The sequence below is a fragment of the Bacteroides sp. 3_1_13 genome, from assembly GCF_001185845.1.
Taxonomy (GTDB): domain Bacteria; phylum Bacteroidota; class Bacteroidia; order Bacteroidales; family Bacteroidaceae; genus Bacteroides; species Bacteroides xylanisolvens.
In genome coordinates this window covers 1,054,498-1,069,947 of record NZ_KQ236956.1, presented here as the reverse complement: position 1 = coordinate 1,069,947, position 15,450 = coordinate 1,054,498, and the positions used below count along the sequence as shown (strand labels likewise).

Here is a 15,450-nt window from a genome sequence, read left to right as displayed (position 1 = left end):
GATAGCTTGTGTTTACATACTAACTTCAGTCACCACCTGTCCGTCAAACAGGTTTATGATACGGTCGGCATAACCGGCATCATGTTGTGAATGGGTCACCATGACGATGGTGGTTCCCTCATTATTCAGTTCGCTCAACAGTCCCATCACTTCTTTACCGTTTTTGGAGTCCAGATTACCGGTCGGTTCATCAGCCAGAATCAGTTTAGGGTTTGCCACGACGGCACGGGCAATAGCGACGCGTTGCTGCTGACCACCGGAGAGTTGTTGCGGAAAATGCTTGCTACGATGGGTGATAGCCATTCTCTCCATAGCTGCCTCTACCCTCCTTTTCCGTTCGGAAGCGGAAATACCCATATAGAGTAAAGGTAGTTCGATGTTTTCGTATACATTCAACTCGTCTATCAGATTAAAGCTCTGAAACACAAACCCTATCACACCTTTGCGAAGACTGGTACGTTGCGATTCGGTATACCGAGAGACTTCCGTTCCATTCAGGTAATACTCCCCTCCTGTCGGGTTATCGAGCAGCCCCAAAATGTTGAGCAATGTTGACTTACCACAGCCGGAGGGCCCCATGATGGCTACAAATTCGCCTTGTTTCACTTCGATACTGACGTTATTCAACGCCCAAGTTTCTACTTCTTCCGTTTTGAAAATCTTCTGTAAGTTAATGGTCTTAATCATAACTGTATTGTTTTAGAATTATATTTTTATTCGTTTTTGATTACTTCTGCGGGATTGATACGTGCAATCTTCAGTATTTTAAAAATAATGGTGATTACTGTTAATAAGGTTACTCCCCCAAATATGCTTCCCCAGTATAATATTCCATCATTAAAGAATACGGTGTACATTTGTTTCCACAGTTGCAATACCACGTAAATGAGCGGAAAAGCGATGGCGGCAGTCGCTACCAGCAAAATCAGGTACAAACGTGCAAATAACCAGATGATAGAACATATTCCAGCTCCGTTCACTTTGCGAATGGCAACTTCTTTCTGGCGCCATTCTGTATCAAGCGTAATACTGGAATACACTCCCAACAGGGTAATGATAATACTTACAATTGCAAAAAATGAAATGATGTCTTTCAGGATATATTCCAGTGCCTGCACTTCGTACAAATCATCCTGAAATGTACGTACCTGGGAGGGAATATTCTCCGGCAGCACTTCACGACGGATAGTCTCAATCCATTTAATTACTTCTTTTTGCTGTTCGGGATAACATTTCACATAGCAGTGCCCTACGTATTCGGAAGAATCATAAAGCGTGAAAGCAAATCCGCCATTATGATTATGTACATCTGTCTGAAAGGGGGCGCATACTCCACAAACGGTAAAATCATTGGTCCAGTCGTAGAAGTTCATTCCGATGATATCTCTCTTTTGTCTTTTCTGCCAAACTTCATCCATTACGAGATCCTTTTTTGTCCGGATCGTCCTACCCTCCGTCATCGGAATGTTCATGAAGGTGAAGAAATTCAATGGTACACACATTACATTGATATCAATCCAAGAGTTATCATTTCCCTTCTCCGTCATTAATAAGTTTCCGGATACTCCGTGAGTATAGGATATGTCAGATAACAAAATATCTTTCACACCGGCATGCTGCCTGAAACGTTCCACCATTTCTAGTTTCTCTTTATTCTCTAGGAATGAATAGTCCAGCGATATACTAAGAATCGCTTCTTTATCTTCCTGACTTAACGTATGGAATAAGGTTTCAGTCATCTTTCCCGATTGTAGGAACAGGCTGGCGGTCAGCGCTACGAATACCCAACAAATTAAAAATTGGATGCCAAGCATAAAGTTACGTCCCCATTGTTTCCCACGACGCTTTTGGCCTCCATATATACCTGTTTGTATGGAAAATCTGCGAATACGGACAGAGACGAGCAAGCAGACTGCCACACAAAGTAACACAAGCAAAACAATGTATTGCAGAATATGCTTTAGAAGTGTTTCAGAAGGGAAATTCATTGTGAGACCTGGTAAAGAAAAATCCATTCTATCACCAATCAGCTCCACACCCCATACAACCAGAAACGAGGATGCAAATACGACAATCAGAGATTGTATTAATAACAGGCAGAACAGCCGTTTCCAGTCAGCACCAAGCATTTTCATTATAGCGTATTCCTTAGTGCGATTCAGGAAAGAGCCGATGAGAAAATGAAAGAAATTAATCAATCCGACCAGCAATATCAATGTACCGACGATTCCGGTGACCCATCCCAAAATATAAGCACCTTTCTCCTGCGATAGGTTTCCTATATAGCGGGCAATAACGGTATAAGTCTGGTTATATAAGATATAAGTATAGTCGCGCTTGGAGAATTGTTTTTCGAAATCGGTAATGCCAGCCTGCGGAGATAACAAAACGTATGTCCGAGCCCCCGTTATATCATTACGTTTCGGACTCTGAAAAAGTCCTTCACTGTCGTTGATAACCAATGCATCGATATGACACATAAAACTAAAACCATTGTTCAGCGGAATATCTTCCATCACTGCTTGCACTGTGTACACAATACCTCCTGCCTTCGGGGTGCTGTCCGGAGAAGTATAAAGCCGTTCTGTTAGAGTCAGGTGTTTGCCAATGGCAGTTTCCACCTGACCAAATATCTTTATGGCAGTGGACCGGCTTATAATAACAGCATTCGGCATCCGACTTGCTGTCTGCCAGTTACCAACTACTATTTGTGGAGTAAAGACTTTATCGTATAGGGTATCTACTTCCATGATTTCAAGATCGTATGGCAATGATTTATCCGAAGATAGTTCAACCAGAAAAGAACGCTCACGGGGATATGCCATACAGGAAATCGCTTCCACTTCGCCCATAGCCCAAGTACGAAGTTCTTCGGATAACGCTACTTGTGTACCGGAAAAATAATCCCCAGTCTGTTCATTATAAAAATTTAGTTCTGCTATGCGGGAATAATTATCAAAACAATGATTGGTGGATTCTACAAAACGGCTGCAATACATACATACGCTGAAACACAGTAGTCCTACTGCCAATCCGATGACAGAGATTATATTCTGCACCTTGTACTTCCACAAGTTTCTAAATGCTACTTTTATATAATGTAAAGTCATAAATTATATGTGTTTATTTCAAAATCAACTCTTCTGCATCCCCAAAGGTATCATATCCGGTTGTAATTACCCAATCTCCCGGCTGTAAACCTTCTACTACTTCATATTGCTGCGGATTTTGGCGACCAATACTCAATGGCACACGGACTGCTTTTGTCTTTGATGTATTTACTTTGTAAATCCATTGTCCGCCTGTAGACTGGTAGAAGTTGCCTCGCGGAATAATGAGTGCTTGCTCCGGCTGTCCCAATTCAATCTGCACACGGAAGCTCTTGCCAACTCGTACATTATCGGGCATATCTCCTGTAAAGACAAGATCGACATCAAACATACGGTCTTTCACTTCGGGAACCACTTTTGTTATTTTCAGCGGATATTTGTTTCCCTGATAATTCACTGTAGCCGGTAATCCGGTGGTGATCCTGTCAATGTAATATTCACTAAGTGAAGTGTGGATTTTGTATTGGTCTAATACTTTTATTTCAGCAATACTTTCACCAGAGGAAACCTGTTGCCCCGGAGTGACCTTTACAAAACTAAGCTGGCCTTTCAAGGGAGCTGTAATCACCAAACTATTCAACCGTTCGCAAGTACGTTCATACTTCTTCCGTTCCCGCTCCCGGTCGTTACGGATCAGTTCCTTGCGTATCATCGTAACGGCAGAATCATGCCGCAGACTCTCTTGCTGCAGGGCTGCATTTTTCAGTTTGTAGCCGTATTCATCTTCTGCTACCTGCAATTGAGCCTTACTCTTCACGCCCATCTGGAATTCTTCGCGGTCGAGAGCGATGCTTTTTTTCAGGCGTTCCAATTCGTAGTTGTTGGTAAGGGCTTGCTGTTTCAGGTTCAGACTTTTTTGTTCCATTTCAATCTCCTGCTCCTGATAGGTAATCATTTGCTTTTCCCACTCGTCGCGCTGGTCTTCAATACTACGAAGCAAATCGGGATTGGAAAGAACAAGAATAGTGTCTCCCTGTTGAAGCAAACTTCCCTCTTCACCGACAATTCTTTCCACACTTCCTGCTTCACGGGTATTGATCTTGATGGTTAGTATAGGCTGAATGAGCCCTTCCACGTCCACATATTCCATGAAATTAGACACTTTTACTTCTGCAATCTGTATATCTTCGGCATCTATCCGCAGTTTTCTGGGACCTAAAGACAAAGTAATCACATAAATCAGGAAGGCGACAAACAATATCCCTCCTATCAGATAGTATCTGTAACGAATGTACCACGGTTTCTTTTCTAATTTTATATCCATGAAATTATCTGGTGTTTTACAAGTTTCTACTAGCTATGATTCAATTTCTATTCTTTACTGACTTTTCGTTGTTCTCTATTCAATCAGAAGATGATAGTCTTCTGTCAGCATCGTATTTCGCTCAAAATCATATAGTGTCATGCTACGGAGTGTGTAATATAAACTCCAATAATTATATAAAGCCGAAATATAGTTACGGCGAGCACTGTCTTTCTCTGAAATAGAGGCATTCAAATCAAGAATAGTAGATTTACCTAATAAGTAGAGTTTGCGTGCCACTTCGCTTCTTCGTTGGGCTGTTTCATCTGTACGGGCAGCGATGCGGACACGTTGCGTTTGCAGATTGAATTGTTTGACGAGTTTACGGACGTTCAGTTCAAAGTCTGTCCGGCTCTGTTCTACTTGTGTGTACACCAAATCACGATTGGAACGGGCTACTCGTACCTGTCCTTTTCCACGCCCCCAGTCCAGGATAGGAAGAGAAATGCCGATGCTCACGTATTGCTGGTCCAACAAATTTCGATAAGCTTCGGGCAGTTTGTCAGCAGTCTGCGTCAATCCGAAACGGAGATAGATATCTGCTTTCAGGCCAGCATTGGCACGGGCTTTCGCAACTGCACTCTCACTTTCCAGTTTGCGTCTTTCCATCGTCTGTATGTCCGGACTGTTTTCGTAAGCTAAAACCAGTGCTTCATTCAGGTTCACACTGAAATCCGGAACTTGGGGACTGACAAGAACACGCAGCTCCCGGTCTTCGTGAATACCGAGACAGGAACGGAGTTCCTGCATACAATTATCCATCTCAATACGGGCATTCATGCGATTCGTCTCTTCCGTCAAACGGTTGAGTTCCAGTTGTAGCATTTCATTTTCTGTGATGGTACCTATATTATAACGGCCTTGTGCATAACGGTAAAGTGTATCGGCATTGGCATAATTAAAGGAAGCAATATCGTAATCGCTTTGGGCAGTGGCCAAGGCAAAAAATTTATGAATCGCATTGGCTGATACGAGTTCGAGTGTCTCTACGTAGCTTTTCTTTGCCTCCTGATAGCGTACAGGTTCTATCCGTCTATCCCATTTCAGGCTATTGTAGCCAAAAAGAGACTGGCGATAACCTATCATAATAGGGGAAGTCTGCCATGAGTATTTATGTTCGCTGAATAAATCCATACGTTGAGCAGAGGTTTCAAGAAAGAAAGAACCACCAGTCCAGGATAAATTCTGTGAAAGATTCAAGGTTAAATCCGTATTCAATAAATTTTGTTCGACAAACTTTACCGAACCGTCCCCCATCGTTATCTTATTAATGGCACGGTTCAGATTCGGATCGAATGTCAAACTTAAAGACGGTAGATAATTGGCACGATAATATTTATAGTTCCAATATGCAGAACGGAAACTGTGACGTGCCGTTTGTGCATCGGGAGATTCCATACGGGCCATTTCTATGACTTGCTTCAATGATAACTCTGTAATTTGATTTTGAGCAATCAATAATTCTGTCGACAATAGTCCGAGATATATGAAGATTAATTTCAGATTCATTCGTTGTCTTTATTTGTTATTCATCATTCAAAAGATGTGCCATTTGCATAAATTACTATCATTCAACAATTTATCAATATCCATTCAGTTGATTGTGTGTGCATATACGCACAAAATTAGTGCGCAATCGCACACACAACACATGAGATTTATCCATATCTTTGCTCCCGGAATCTAATAGATATAAGATATGGAAGAAGTGAACAAATTAGGAAAGATACTTATAGTAGATGATAACGAGGACGTGCTCTTTGCTCTCAACCTGTTACTGGAACCTTATACGGAAAAAATAAAAGTAGCTACTACCCCTGACCGTATCGAGTATTTCATGACCACCTTTCATCCTGATCTTATCTTATTAGACATGAATTTCAGTCGGGATGCCATCAGCGGACAAGAGGGATTTGAAAGTCTAAAGCAGATATTGCAGATTGACCCACAGGCTATTGTTATTTTCATGACTGCCTATGCAGATACAGACAAAGCTGTTCGGGCCATCAAAGCTGGTGCTACTGATTTTATTCCCAAGCCTTGGGAAAAGGATAAATTGCTGGCTACGCTGACTTCAGGAATGCGATTGCGTCAGTCACAACAGGAAGTCAGCATTTTGAAAGAACAAGTGGAAGTTCTTAGTGGTCAGAATACTTCGGAAAATGATATTATTGGAGAATCATCTGTTATGCAGGAAGTGTTTACCACGATAAATAAACTAAGTAATACAGATGCCAATATACTAATTCTCGGAGAAAACGGTACAGGCAAGGACGTGATTGCCCGACTAATATATCGTTGTTCTCCACGATACGGCAAACCTTTTGTCACGATCGACCTGGGAAGTATCCCCGAACAATTGTTTGAAAGTGAGCTGTTCGGCTTCGAAAAAGGCGCTTTCACCGATGCCAAGAAATCGAAAGCGGGACGAATGGAAGTAGCAACCAACGGGACTTTATTTCTGGATGAAATTGGCAATCTATCACTTCCTATGCAATCCAAATTACTGACTGCCATCGAAAAAAGGCAAATCAGTCGTTTGGGAAGTACGCAAACCGTTCCCATTGACGTCCGTTTAATCTGCGCCACTAATGCTGATATCCGTCAGATGGTGGAAGACGGGAATTTCCGTCAGGACTTATTATATCGTATCAACACGATTGAAATACATATACCTCCACTCCGTGAACGTGGCAATGACATCATCTTGCTTGCTGATCACTTTCTGGACCGTTATACCCGTAAATATAAAAAGGAAATACACGGACTGACCCGGGAAGCCAAAAACAAACTGCTGAAATATGCATGGCCCGGAAATGTAAGGGAACTTCAACATACGATAGAACGTGCCGTAATTTTAGGAGACGGCTCCATGCTGAAACCTGAAAACTTTCTTTTTCACACCACGTCCAAACAGAAAAAAGAGGAAGAAGTGATACTGAATCTCGAACAACTAGAACGACAGGCCATTGAGAAAGCACTCCGAATCAGCAACGGAAACATCTCCCGTGCTGCCGAATATTTAGGAATTACCCGTTTTGCATTATATCGCAAACTTGAAAAATTAGGCTTATGAAACGATTTGAGTTTAAAGTAATTCTGCACATCATAGTTATCTTTCTACTTTCCATTAGCAGTTGTCTGCTGTATCAAAGGCAGTTATGGTTCAGTACTACCGTCTGTATTCTCCTTCTAATAGGCGTCGGCATACATCTCTACCGAATACAGTTCAAACAAATCGCCTTATTACGGCAATTAACGGATGGACTCCGATACAACGATATAACGCAGAATCTTCATCCTCCTTTTAAAAATAAAATGATGGATGAGTGGGCACAGGAACTATCTAATGCATTAAAGGACTTTCGGGGAAAGCTATTGGCAGAAGAAATCAAGCATCAATATTACGAGAATTTATTGAATAAAGTAGATACCGCCGTACTCGTAACCGATGTAACCGGGCATATCGAATGGATGAATCAGGCAGCAGTCACTCATCTGGGGCAACTATCACAACTTCCGGAAGTTCTTCAGGAGGCTTCTACCAGCAATGACATATCCATTATTCGCATCGAGCAAAATGGCATCGTTCTGGAAATGGCAATTTCCTGCACCACATTTGTCACACAAGGTGCGTTCGCCACACAAAGCAAAAAGCAACGGCTAATTAGTTTAAAGAATATCCATTCCGTACTGGAACGAAATGAAATGGAAGCCTGGCAAAAGCTGATTCGTGTATTGACACATGAGATCATGAATTCCATCACTCCTATTATCTCTCTTTCGGAAACATTAAGTGAAAGAGGAATCCCCGAATCACTCGGAGAAAAGGAGTATTCTATCATGTTGCAAGCCATGCAGACTATTCACAGAAGAAGTAAAGGATTATTGGGATTTGTGGAGAATTACCGGCGACTGACACGTATTCCGACACCTGTCCGCACCAAAGTATCTGTTGCCGAATTGTTTACGGACTTAAAGAAATTATTTCCGGAAGAGTATATTCATTTCGAAATGCCCGCATCCGATTTATATTTATATGCAGACCGTGCACAGATAGAGCAAGTGCTTATCAACTTATTAAAAAATGCCCGCGAAACGTGCGAGCGGAAAGCAGATAAAGAAATACAAATAAAGTTTTTCTCTAAAGACAACCCGACATTAGCAATATCTGATAATGGTGAGGGAATTCTACCAACTGTTTTGGATAAGATTTTCGTTCCTTTCTTCACTACCAAAACATCCGGTTCGGGTATCGGATTGAGCCTGTGCAAACAGATCATGGCTTTGCATGACGGAAGTATCAACGTAAAATCAGAATTAGGGAAAGGAAGCTGTTTTGTTCTTACTTTCCCTAAATGAGAACCACCGAAAGTCTTCCGGATCCTTTAATACGATGGATTAATCTGGGCAGTAGAGGATAAATCATCCTCTGCTGCCCAGACTATTTGTATCCGGATTTAGCTCCTTTACAGCTTCTTTGACTGCTTTATGAGTCGGCTTGCGATATACTTCCGCCTGTTGAACGGGGACAATCTCATTCACCATTTTTTCATATCCTTTTTGCTCTAACAAGTGGACTTCTTTTTCACCTGTTTCTTTTTGTTTTCTTGTTTTCATAAGGCTTTTCATTTTAAAATTCTTATTTATAAAACAGAAAACATCGATAGATAGTTCATACTCACAAATTATTCGTGTACAAAGAAACCACACCCCAATATACCACACTATGGACTTGTTCATGCCGATACAAGATTTAAATTGAATAGCTACATAGTGAAAAAATATCTATCATGCTATCATTCATTTTAATAGAATTCTAATTATCAAAAGAATAAGTATGATAGATCGTTTTTAAAAAAGGTATCTATCATACTTTTATTGCAAAAAACAGCTATCTATCATGCCTATACTTTGTCTATTTTAGTGTAGTATTAGGTGAGATTACCCATTTAAAGGCATAGGGATGCACGTTTTATAGGATGATAACCTGTATTTGACAGCTTAATAATCTATTGGGAACGGTGGTATTTATATAGCCCACGTATGCAGGCTGTACAGCCCACACCTGCAAACCGTACAGCCTACAGATGCGGGCTGCACGGTTTACAGGTGTGGGCTATAAACTTATCGCCATTAAAGTTGGATTATTAAGCCGTGATCATCGGATTTATACGGATTCATTGCAACAAAAACAAGCTATCTTATGCATATAGGGCCTTTATTCGACTATTCTATTGATGATAGATAACCTGTTTTTGCTGGTAAAAGTATGATAGATACATTTTTTTAAAGCTATCTATCATACTTATTCTTTTGATAATGAGAATACTATTAAAATGAATGATACTTATGATAGATGTTTTTCACTACGTAGCATTTAATTCAAATCTGTGCTCTAATGAAACAAACTTTTGAGACGGTTACCCTGATTTATGTATACCTTTTCTATAAATATATAAATTAAATCATATATTTGTGCTTTCATTCAACTCATCCTCTTATTAAATTATGAAAGAAAACAAATACGACAATAGCGATTTCTTCAGTCAATATTCTCAAATGTCCCGCTCGGTGGAAGGCTTGAAAGGAGCCGGAGAATGGCATGTATTGCAGAAAATGCTCCCCGATTTTGCAGGGAAAAGAGTTTTAGACTTAGGCTGCGGATTCGGTTGGCATTGTGTCTATGCGATAGAACACGGAGCAACACACGTTACCGGAATTGATATTTCGGAGAAAATGCTCGAAGAAGCCCAGAAAAGGAATCCTTCTCCACTCATTGAATACCAATGCATGGCTATCGAAGACTTTGATTTCCAGCCGGATACTTATGATATTGTCATCAGTTCGCTAACCTTCCATTATCTCGAATCTTTTACGGATATATGCAGGAAAATCAATAACTGCCTAACTCCGGGAGGCGCCTTCGTCTTCTCCGTAGAACATCCGGTATTTACAGCCTATGGCAATCAGGAATGGTATTACGACCAAGACGGGAAGCCTATCCATTGGCCGGTAGATCGCTATTTTACGGAAGGCAGGCGCACAGCAATCTTTCTGGGCGAAGAAGTTGTCAAATACCACAAAACGCTGACTACGTATATAAACGGACTCCTTCAAACCGGATTTGAGATATGCGAACTTATAGAGCCACAACCGGACGAAAGATTGCTGGATACCATCCCGGGCATGAAAGATGAATTACGGCGTCCGATGATGCTTTTGATCTCTGCCAAGAAAAAAAGTAAAGACGCAAAGCTATGAGATTCAAGGCATTGAAAAATAATAGATAAAAAACATTCGTTTAGCTATTGTTAATTAAAAAATACTCCCTATCTTTGCACCGCTTTTGAAAAGAACAACCCTTCAAAAAAGTAGCGGGGTGTAGCGCAGTCCGGTTAGCGCACCTGCTTTGGGAGCAGGGGGTCGTGGGTTCGAATCCCGCTACCCCGACTACAAAAAAGAGGGAGTTCGGTTAAAAGTTTTTCGGGGTGTAGCGCAGTCCGGTTAGCGCACCTGCTTTGGGAGCAGGGGGTCGTGGGTTCGAATCCCGCTACCCCGACGAAAAATTCAAGTCAAGAAAAATTGAATGGTGTTGAGCTGATACAGTTTGTATCGGCTTTTTTTGTTTGTGCAAAATAGACCCAATTATACCCTATTTTGGGGCAAATAAAAGGGATAATTCTTTGAACTATCTTTGAACAAGTTTTTCTATTTGCACCTATTTAGTGGAAAATAAAGCAATTTCCCGCCAATTTACCCCGATTCAAGCTGTTTAATGCAATTTTAAACATTTAAAAAACATTAAAACAGTATGGCAACATTTAAAGCAATCGTTTTCCAAACAGGAAGACATATAAAACAAGATGGAACATCAAATATAAAAATCAGAATCTATCATAATAGAGAATCCCAGTATATAGCAACCAGCTACTATATCCGCCCAGAAAACATGGACGACTCCGGCCGGATCCTACCCAACGTACCTAACAGTGAAATGATAGAGTACGAAATAAATGCGTATATCCAAAAGATCAGGAGAGAGTATTTGAAGCTAGGACAAGAAAGAACCCAATTTATGTCATGTAAGGACTTAAAAGAAGAAATAGAAAAATCATTAGTTCCTGATGCCGAGTTTATAGATTTTGTAGAGTTTACTCAAAATATAGTAATTCAAACGGAAAAGAGAAAAACTGCCGAATGGTACAGATCTTCTATCGATACCCTATGTTGGTACATGAAAAGAAAAAAGATAGATATAAAACTTATCACTTCATTCATGCTGAATAAGATGATCAAAGACTTATATCACTCCGGACCTGCCGGCACACCTTTAGAGCCAGGCACGGTAAGCCATTATCTTAGGGGAATAAGAGCATTGTATAACAAGGCAAAACTCTATTATAATAACGAAGACTTTGATATTATAAGGATTCCTGGCGACCCATTCAAGAAAGTTGAAATCCCGGAGTATCGGAGAAAACGAAAGAATATAGATACCAACACCTTATTAAAAATCCGAGATTTTCAGTCTGATAAGAAATGTACTAATATGGCTCGTGATGTTTTTATGATGATGTTCTATATGATGGGAATCAATATCAATGATTTATATAGCATGTCATGTGAACGTCGTGGAAGGCTGGAATACACACGTTCCAAAACAAAAACGCGGAACAATCATGAGCAAATACCGCTTTCGATAAAAATAGAACCGGAACTCCGCATCCTCCTTGATAAATACACAGAGGGTTATTTCCTCTCCTACTTTCATACCAACTATTGTAACTTGAATAATTTTATGCGGGCAGTCAATAATGGGCTGAAAGACATTTGCATGAACTTAGAACTCGATTTCAAGATCACCACGAACTGGGCGCGTCACAGCTGGGCCAGCTTGGCACGCAACAAGGCTGGAGTTCCTAAAGCTGATATTGATTTCTGCCTTGGTCATGTGAATAACGATTATAAAATGGCCGATATCTACATTGATATAGATTATAGTATTTGTGATAAAGCAAATCGTGCTGTTTTGGACTTATTGCAAAAAAAAGAAGAAAAAAAGACCTGAAACGTTTGCAAAAACAAAAACTCTCTATATATTTGCAACCGAAATGGTGTTGAGCTGGATAAAACAATGATTTTATCCGGCTTTTATTGCATATATATGCTTCAATTGTTCATATTACTGAAACTCATCTCATTTTTACGCTATGCGCCACAAAACAATGACGCATGGAAATTACAGTTTCAAAAACAGCTTTATTAGATAAGCTTAAATCAATCGGGCGAATCATACAGCCCAAAAATTCAATACCGGCCTATGACAACTTTTTGTTTGTCGTCGATGAATTTGGTATCATCCTAGTTACAGCAGGAGAAGAAGGCGGGCGTATCTCTACCAATATTGACGGTAAAACAGACTTTACTGATCGTTCTTTTATGGCTAATGCCAAAACATTACTTGATGGATTAAAAGAAATCCCGGAGCAGCCATTAACTATTCATCTCTACGAAAAAGAATTGGTAGTCAAATATGCTAATGGAAAGTTTTCTATACCTGTTGAAAAAGGAGATCAATACCCGACAATGAGTACAGATAATACTGCTACCCCATTACTTGTATCAGGAAATGACTTACTATATGGAATAAGGCAAGTATTGTTTTGCAGTGCCAATGACGAATTACGTCCGGTACTGAATGGAGTCTATTTTGATATAGATTTAGATACTATCTCATTTGTTGCAACAGACGGCACCCGACTTGCGATGATTGAGAATCCTTCCGCTTATACGCGCAAGGAACGGGCAGCCTTCATCCTGCCAAGTAAATTTGCCAAAGTCCTTTCTAATATTGTTCCGGAAGATTGCATGGAAGTAGAAATATCAGTAAATCAGACTAATATTTTATTTGAGTTTGATTCATACCGTTTAACCTGCCGCATGATTGAAGGCCGGTTCCCTAATTATCGTGCTGTTATCCCTCAAAAGCAACCCAACCGTGCAGTATTGAAAAGAACCGATATTGTATCAGCCTTAAAACGCGTATCTGTTTTCTGTGATGAAAACTCTTCTCTGGTGATACTCAAGTTTTGTCCTGATTCCCTTAAAATTACAGCCCATAATTTAGACTTCTGTAAATCAGCTGAAGAAACTGTTGCTCTACGAACTGGTTGTGATATTGAAATTGGCTTTAAGAGTAGCTTTTTAATCGAAATGATAAACAATATTCCCTCCGAGGATATTGCTATTACTATGAGTGACCCGTCGAAAGCCTCAATTCTTACTCGCTGCGATGAAGAAGTTCGTAGCTTGACTTATCTATTAATGCCTTTATCAATTAATTATTAATGCTATGGGAAAAGAATATCAATCACCTAAACAGGTTATTCAATCATATTTAGAAGAGCGAGCAAAGCGTGACCCTCTCTTTGCTACCTCCTATGCAAAGCCAAATAAGAAAATAGATGAATGCTACGACTATATCATAAGTCAGGCAAAAAAACGCGGTGGTAGCGTTGTATGTATGTCTGATGATGAAGTATTCGGATTAGCAGTTCATTACTACGATGAAGATGATATCAAAGTTAGTAAGCAAACCAATTATAAGGTATCAGCTGGAAATGTGAAAAAAGAAGCATCTACAGAACAACCAGAAATTAAAAAGTCTGCTTCTGCCCCTAATAAGCGTAAAGGGATGAAAAAGCAAATACCTTCCGGACAATTTTTATTATTTGAAGACTTATGAAGCCAAGAACGAAATTACAGCTTAGAGTAGCAGGTTTAAGTAGCCAGCTGCCTAATATTGAGAGTTTGATGATTGACTGGGCTAAGAATGAGTGTTTGAAACATATAGGATATGCAACCAAGTCACGTATTATCTGTATGGAGTGCGGCCAACGCTTCGCTCCGGAACTTGTAAAACGTAAACGTGCTGTTTGTCCTCATTGTGATACGTCTTTGAAAATAGAACAGTCGAGGAAGCGTATCAATAAACAGACAATGTTTATTGGCAAGGCAGAAATTTGTGAGGAATTCCAAGTTATCCGAAGTTTTGAATTGATTGCTTATTACCGGGCAGAAACAAAGCCTCGTTATTATATTCGTGAGATACTACAACATTGGATAAAAGACGACGGTAACCGGGAAGTAGTAGCTCGAGCCAATAATATGGGCTTCAATGGCTGGTGCGGAGAACTGGAGATACGGAATAAAGTTGTTGGATCGTATTATTACAATCATAACAATGATATTTACTGCGAACGCTATCATCCGGCCTCTGTCTTTAGACCTAAATATATTCGAATGGGTATAGATTGTAAATTACGCGGTATGTCATTTCTTACTGCCGCCAATACAATTCCCCATTCTCCCAAGGCTGAAACACTTCTAAAGGCAAGACGTTATGAATTAATAGATTATTTCGAGGGACACCGCTATAAAATTGATAAGTATTGGCCATCTATAAAAATTTGTCTTCGTAATAAATATCAGATTAAAGATGCTCCAATGTGGTTTGATTATTTGGAACTACTAGATCGCTATCACAAGGATCTTCATAATGCTTTTTATGTTTGCCCTAAGAACTTGCGTAAAGCTCACGACTACTATGTAGCCAAGCGTAAGAAAGAACAGGAAAAAGCTGAAAAAGAACGACGGGAACAAGAGATGCTAAAGCAAAAAGAAGCTATTAATAAATTCCTCGAGCGAATAAGTAAGTTTCAAGATTTGGTTATCACTGATAATCAATTGACTATTATACCTCTAAAATCTATCGAAGATTTTAAGGAAGAGGGAGATAAAATGCATCATTGTGTATTTACTAATGAATACTGGAAACGTGAGAACAGCCTGATTTTGTCAGCTCGTATTGAAGATAAACGCATTGAAACGGTTGAAGTCAATCTAAAAACATTACGTGTCGTTCAATCTCAAGGCGTCCTTAATCATGATACCAAATATCATGACCGTATTATCGGGCTCGTAACAAAGAATATGAACTTAATACGTCAGAAACTGACGGCATAGCATACAATG

12 protein-coding genes and 2 tRNA genes are annotated in these 15,450 nt (G+C 39.9%); 9 read left to right on the top strand and 5 right to left on the bottom strand.

The features are described 5' to 3' along the window. Positions 1–12 precede the first annotated feature (12 nt). From HMPREF9009_RS17015 to HMPREF9009_RS17000, 4 genes are all read right to left on the bottom strand, one after another. Positions 13–687, bottom strand: coding sequence for an ABC transporter ATP-binding protein (locus tag HMPREF9009_RS17015; protein WP_049702811.1), 675 nt, complete (start codon positions 685–687; stop codon positions 13–15). 26 nt (positions 688–713) lie between these two features. Beyond that, entirely contained in the window at positions 714–3,110 is a 2,397-nt protein-coding gene (locus HMPREF9009_RS17010) for an ABC transporter permease (RefSeq protein WP_049702810.1), read from the bottom strand. 13 nt (positions 3,111–3,123) lie between these two features. Then, positions 3,124–4,374 (bottom strand): efflux RND transporter periplasmic adaptor subunit, encoded by a 1,251-nt coding sequence (locus HMPREF9009_RS17005; protein ID WP_049702809.1) that lies wholly within the window; start codon positions 4,372–4,374, stop codon positions 3,124–3,126. A gap of 75 nt (positions 4,375–4,449) precedes the next feature. Continuing rightward, positions 4,450–5,922, bottom strand: coding sequence for a TolC family protein (locus HMPREF9009_RS17000; protein ID WP_049702808.1), 1,473 nt, complete (start codon positions 5,920–5,922; stop codon positions 4,450–4,452). Positions 5,923–6,112: 190 nt separating this feature from the next. Here HMPREF9009_RS17000 and HMPREF9009_RS16995 point away from each other — a divergent pair, with 190 nt between their 5' ends. Together HMPREF9009_RS16995 and HMPREF9009_RS16990 are read left to right on the top strand one after the other, a co-directional pair. Then, positions 6,113–7,489 carry a sigma-54-dependent transcriptional regulator gene (locus HMPREF9009_RS16995; RefSeq protein ID WP_049702807.1) on the top strand — a complete coding sequence of 459 codons (1,377 nt, stop codon included), beginning with the start codon at positions 6,113–6,115 and terminating at the stop codon, positions 7,487–7,489. Beyond that, a complete protein-coding gene (locus tag HMPREF9009_RS16990) occupies positions 7,486–8,775 on the top strand; it encodes a sensor histidine kinase (RefSeq protein ID WP_049702806.1) in 1,290 nt (429 codons plus the stop codon). The genes HMPREF9009_RS16995 and HMPREF9009_RS16990 overlap by 4 nt, the downstream gene beginning before the upstream one ends. Positions 8,776–8,838: 63 nt before the next feature. Here HMPREF9009_RS16990 and HMPREF9009_RS16985 read toward each other — a convergent pair whose 3' ends face one another. Continuing rightward, positions 8,839–9,033 carry a hypothetical protein gene (locus tag HMPREF9009_RS16985; protein ID WP_008022408.1) on the bottom strand — a complete coding sequence of 65 codons (195 nt, stop codon included), beginning with the start codon at positions 9,031–9,033 and terminating at the stop codon, positions 8,839–8,841. 891 nt (positions 9,034–9,924) lie between these two features. Here HMPREF9009_RS16985 and HMPREF9009_RS16980 point away from each other — a divergent pair. The 7 genes from HMPREF9009_RS16980 (at position 9,925) to HMPREF9009_RS16950 (ending at position 15,441) form a co-directional block, all read left to right on the top strand. Then, positions 9,925–10,677 carry a class I SAM-dependent methyltransferase gene (locus HMPREF9009_RS16980; protein WP_049702805.1) on the top strand — a complete coding sequence of 251 codons (753 nt, stop codon included), beginning with the start codon at positions 9,925–9,927 and terminating at the stop codon, positions 10,675–10,677. 114 nt (positions 10,678–10,791) lie between these two features. After that, positions 10,792–10,866 (top strand) — tRNA-Pro (locus HMPREF9009_RS16975). 34 nt (positions 10,867–10,900) lie between these two features. Then, positions 10,901–10,975: transfer RNA gene (locus HMPREF9009_RS16970), tRNA-Pro, on the top strand. Between the two features lie 252 nt (positions 10,976–11,227). Continuing rightward, the gene (locus HMPREF9009_RS16965) at positions 11,228–12,484 is read left to right on the top strand and encodes a phage integrase SAM-like domain-containing protein (RefSeq protein ID WP_049702804.1); all 1,257 of its coding nucleotides are present in this window, start codon (positions 11,228–11,230) and stop codon (positions 12,482–12,484) included. 164 nt (positions 12,485–12,648) lie between these two features. Continuing rightward, on the top strand, positions 12,649–13,764 hold the full coding sequence (dnaN, locus tag HMPREF9009_RS16960) for a DNA polymerase III subunit beta (protein WP_049702803.1): 1,116 nt from the start codon (positions 12,649–12,651) through the stop codon (positions 13,762–13,764). A 4-nt stretch (positions 13,765–13,768) separates the two neighbouring features. After that, positions 13,769–14,161 (top strand): PcfK-like family protein, encoded by a 393-nt coding sequence (locus tag HMPREF9009_RS16955; protein WP_049702802.1) that lies wholly within the window; start codon positions 13,769–13,771, stop codon positions 14,159–14,161. Further along, entirely contained in the window at positions 14,158–15,441 is a 1,284-nt protein-coding gene (locus tag HMPREF9009_RS16950) for a PcfJ domain-containing protein (protein ID WP_049702801.1), read from the top strand. Before HMPREF9009_RS16955 ends, HMPREF9009_RS16950 begins: the two co-directional genes overlap by 4 nt. The last annotated feature ends 9 nt before the right edge of the window (positions 15,442–15,450 follow it).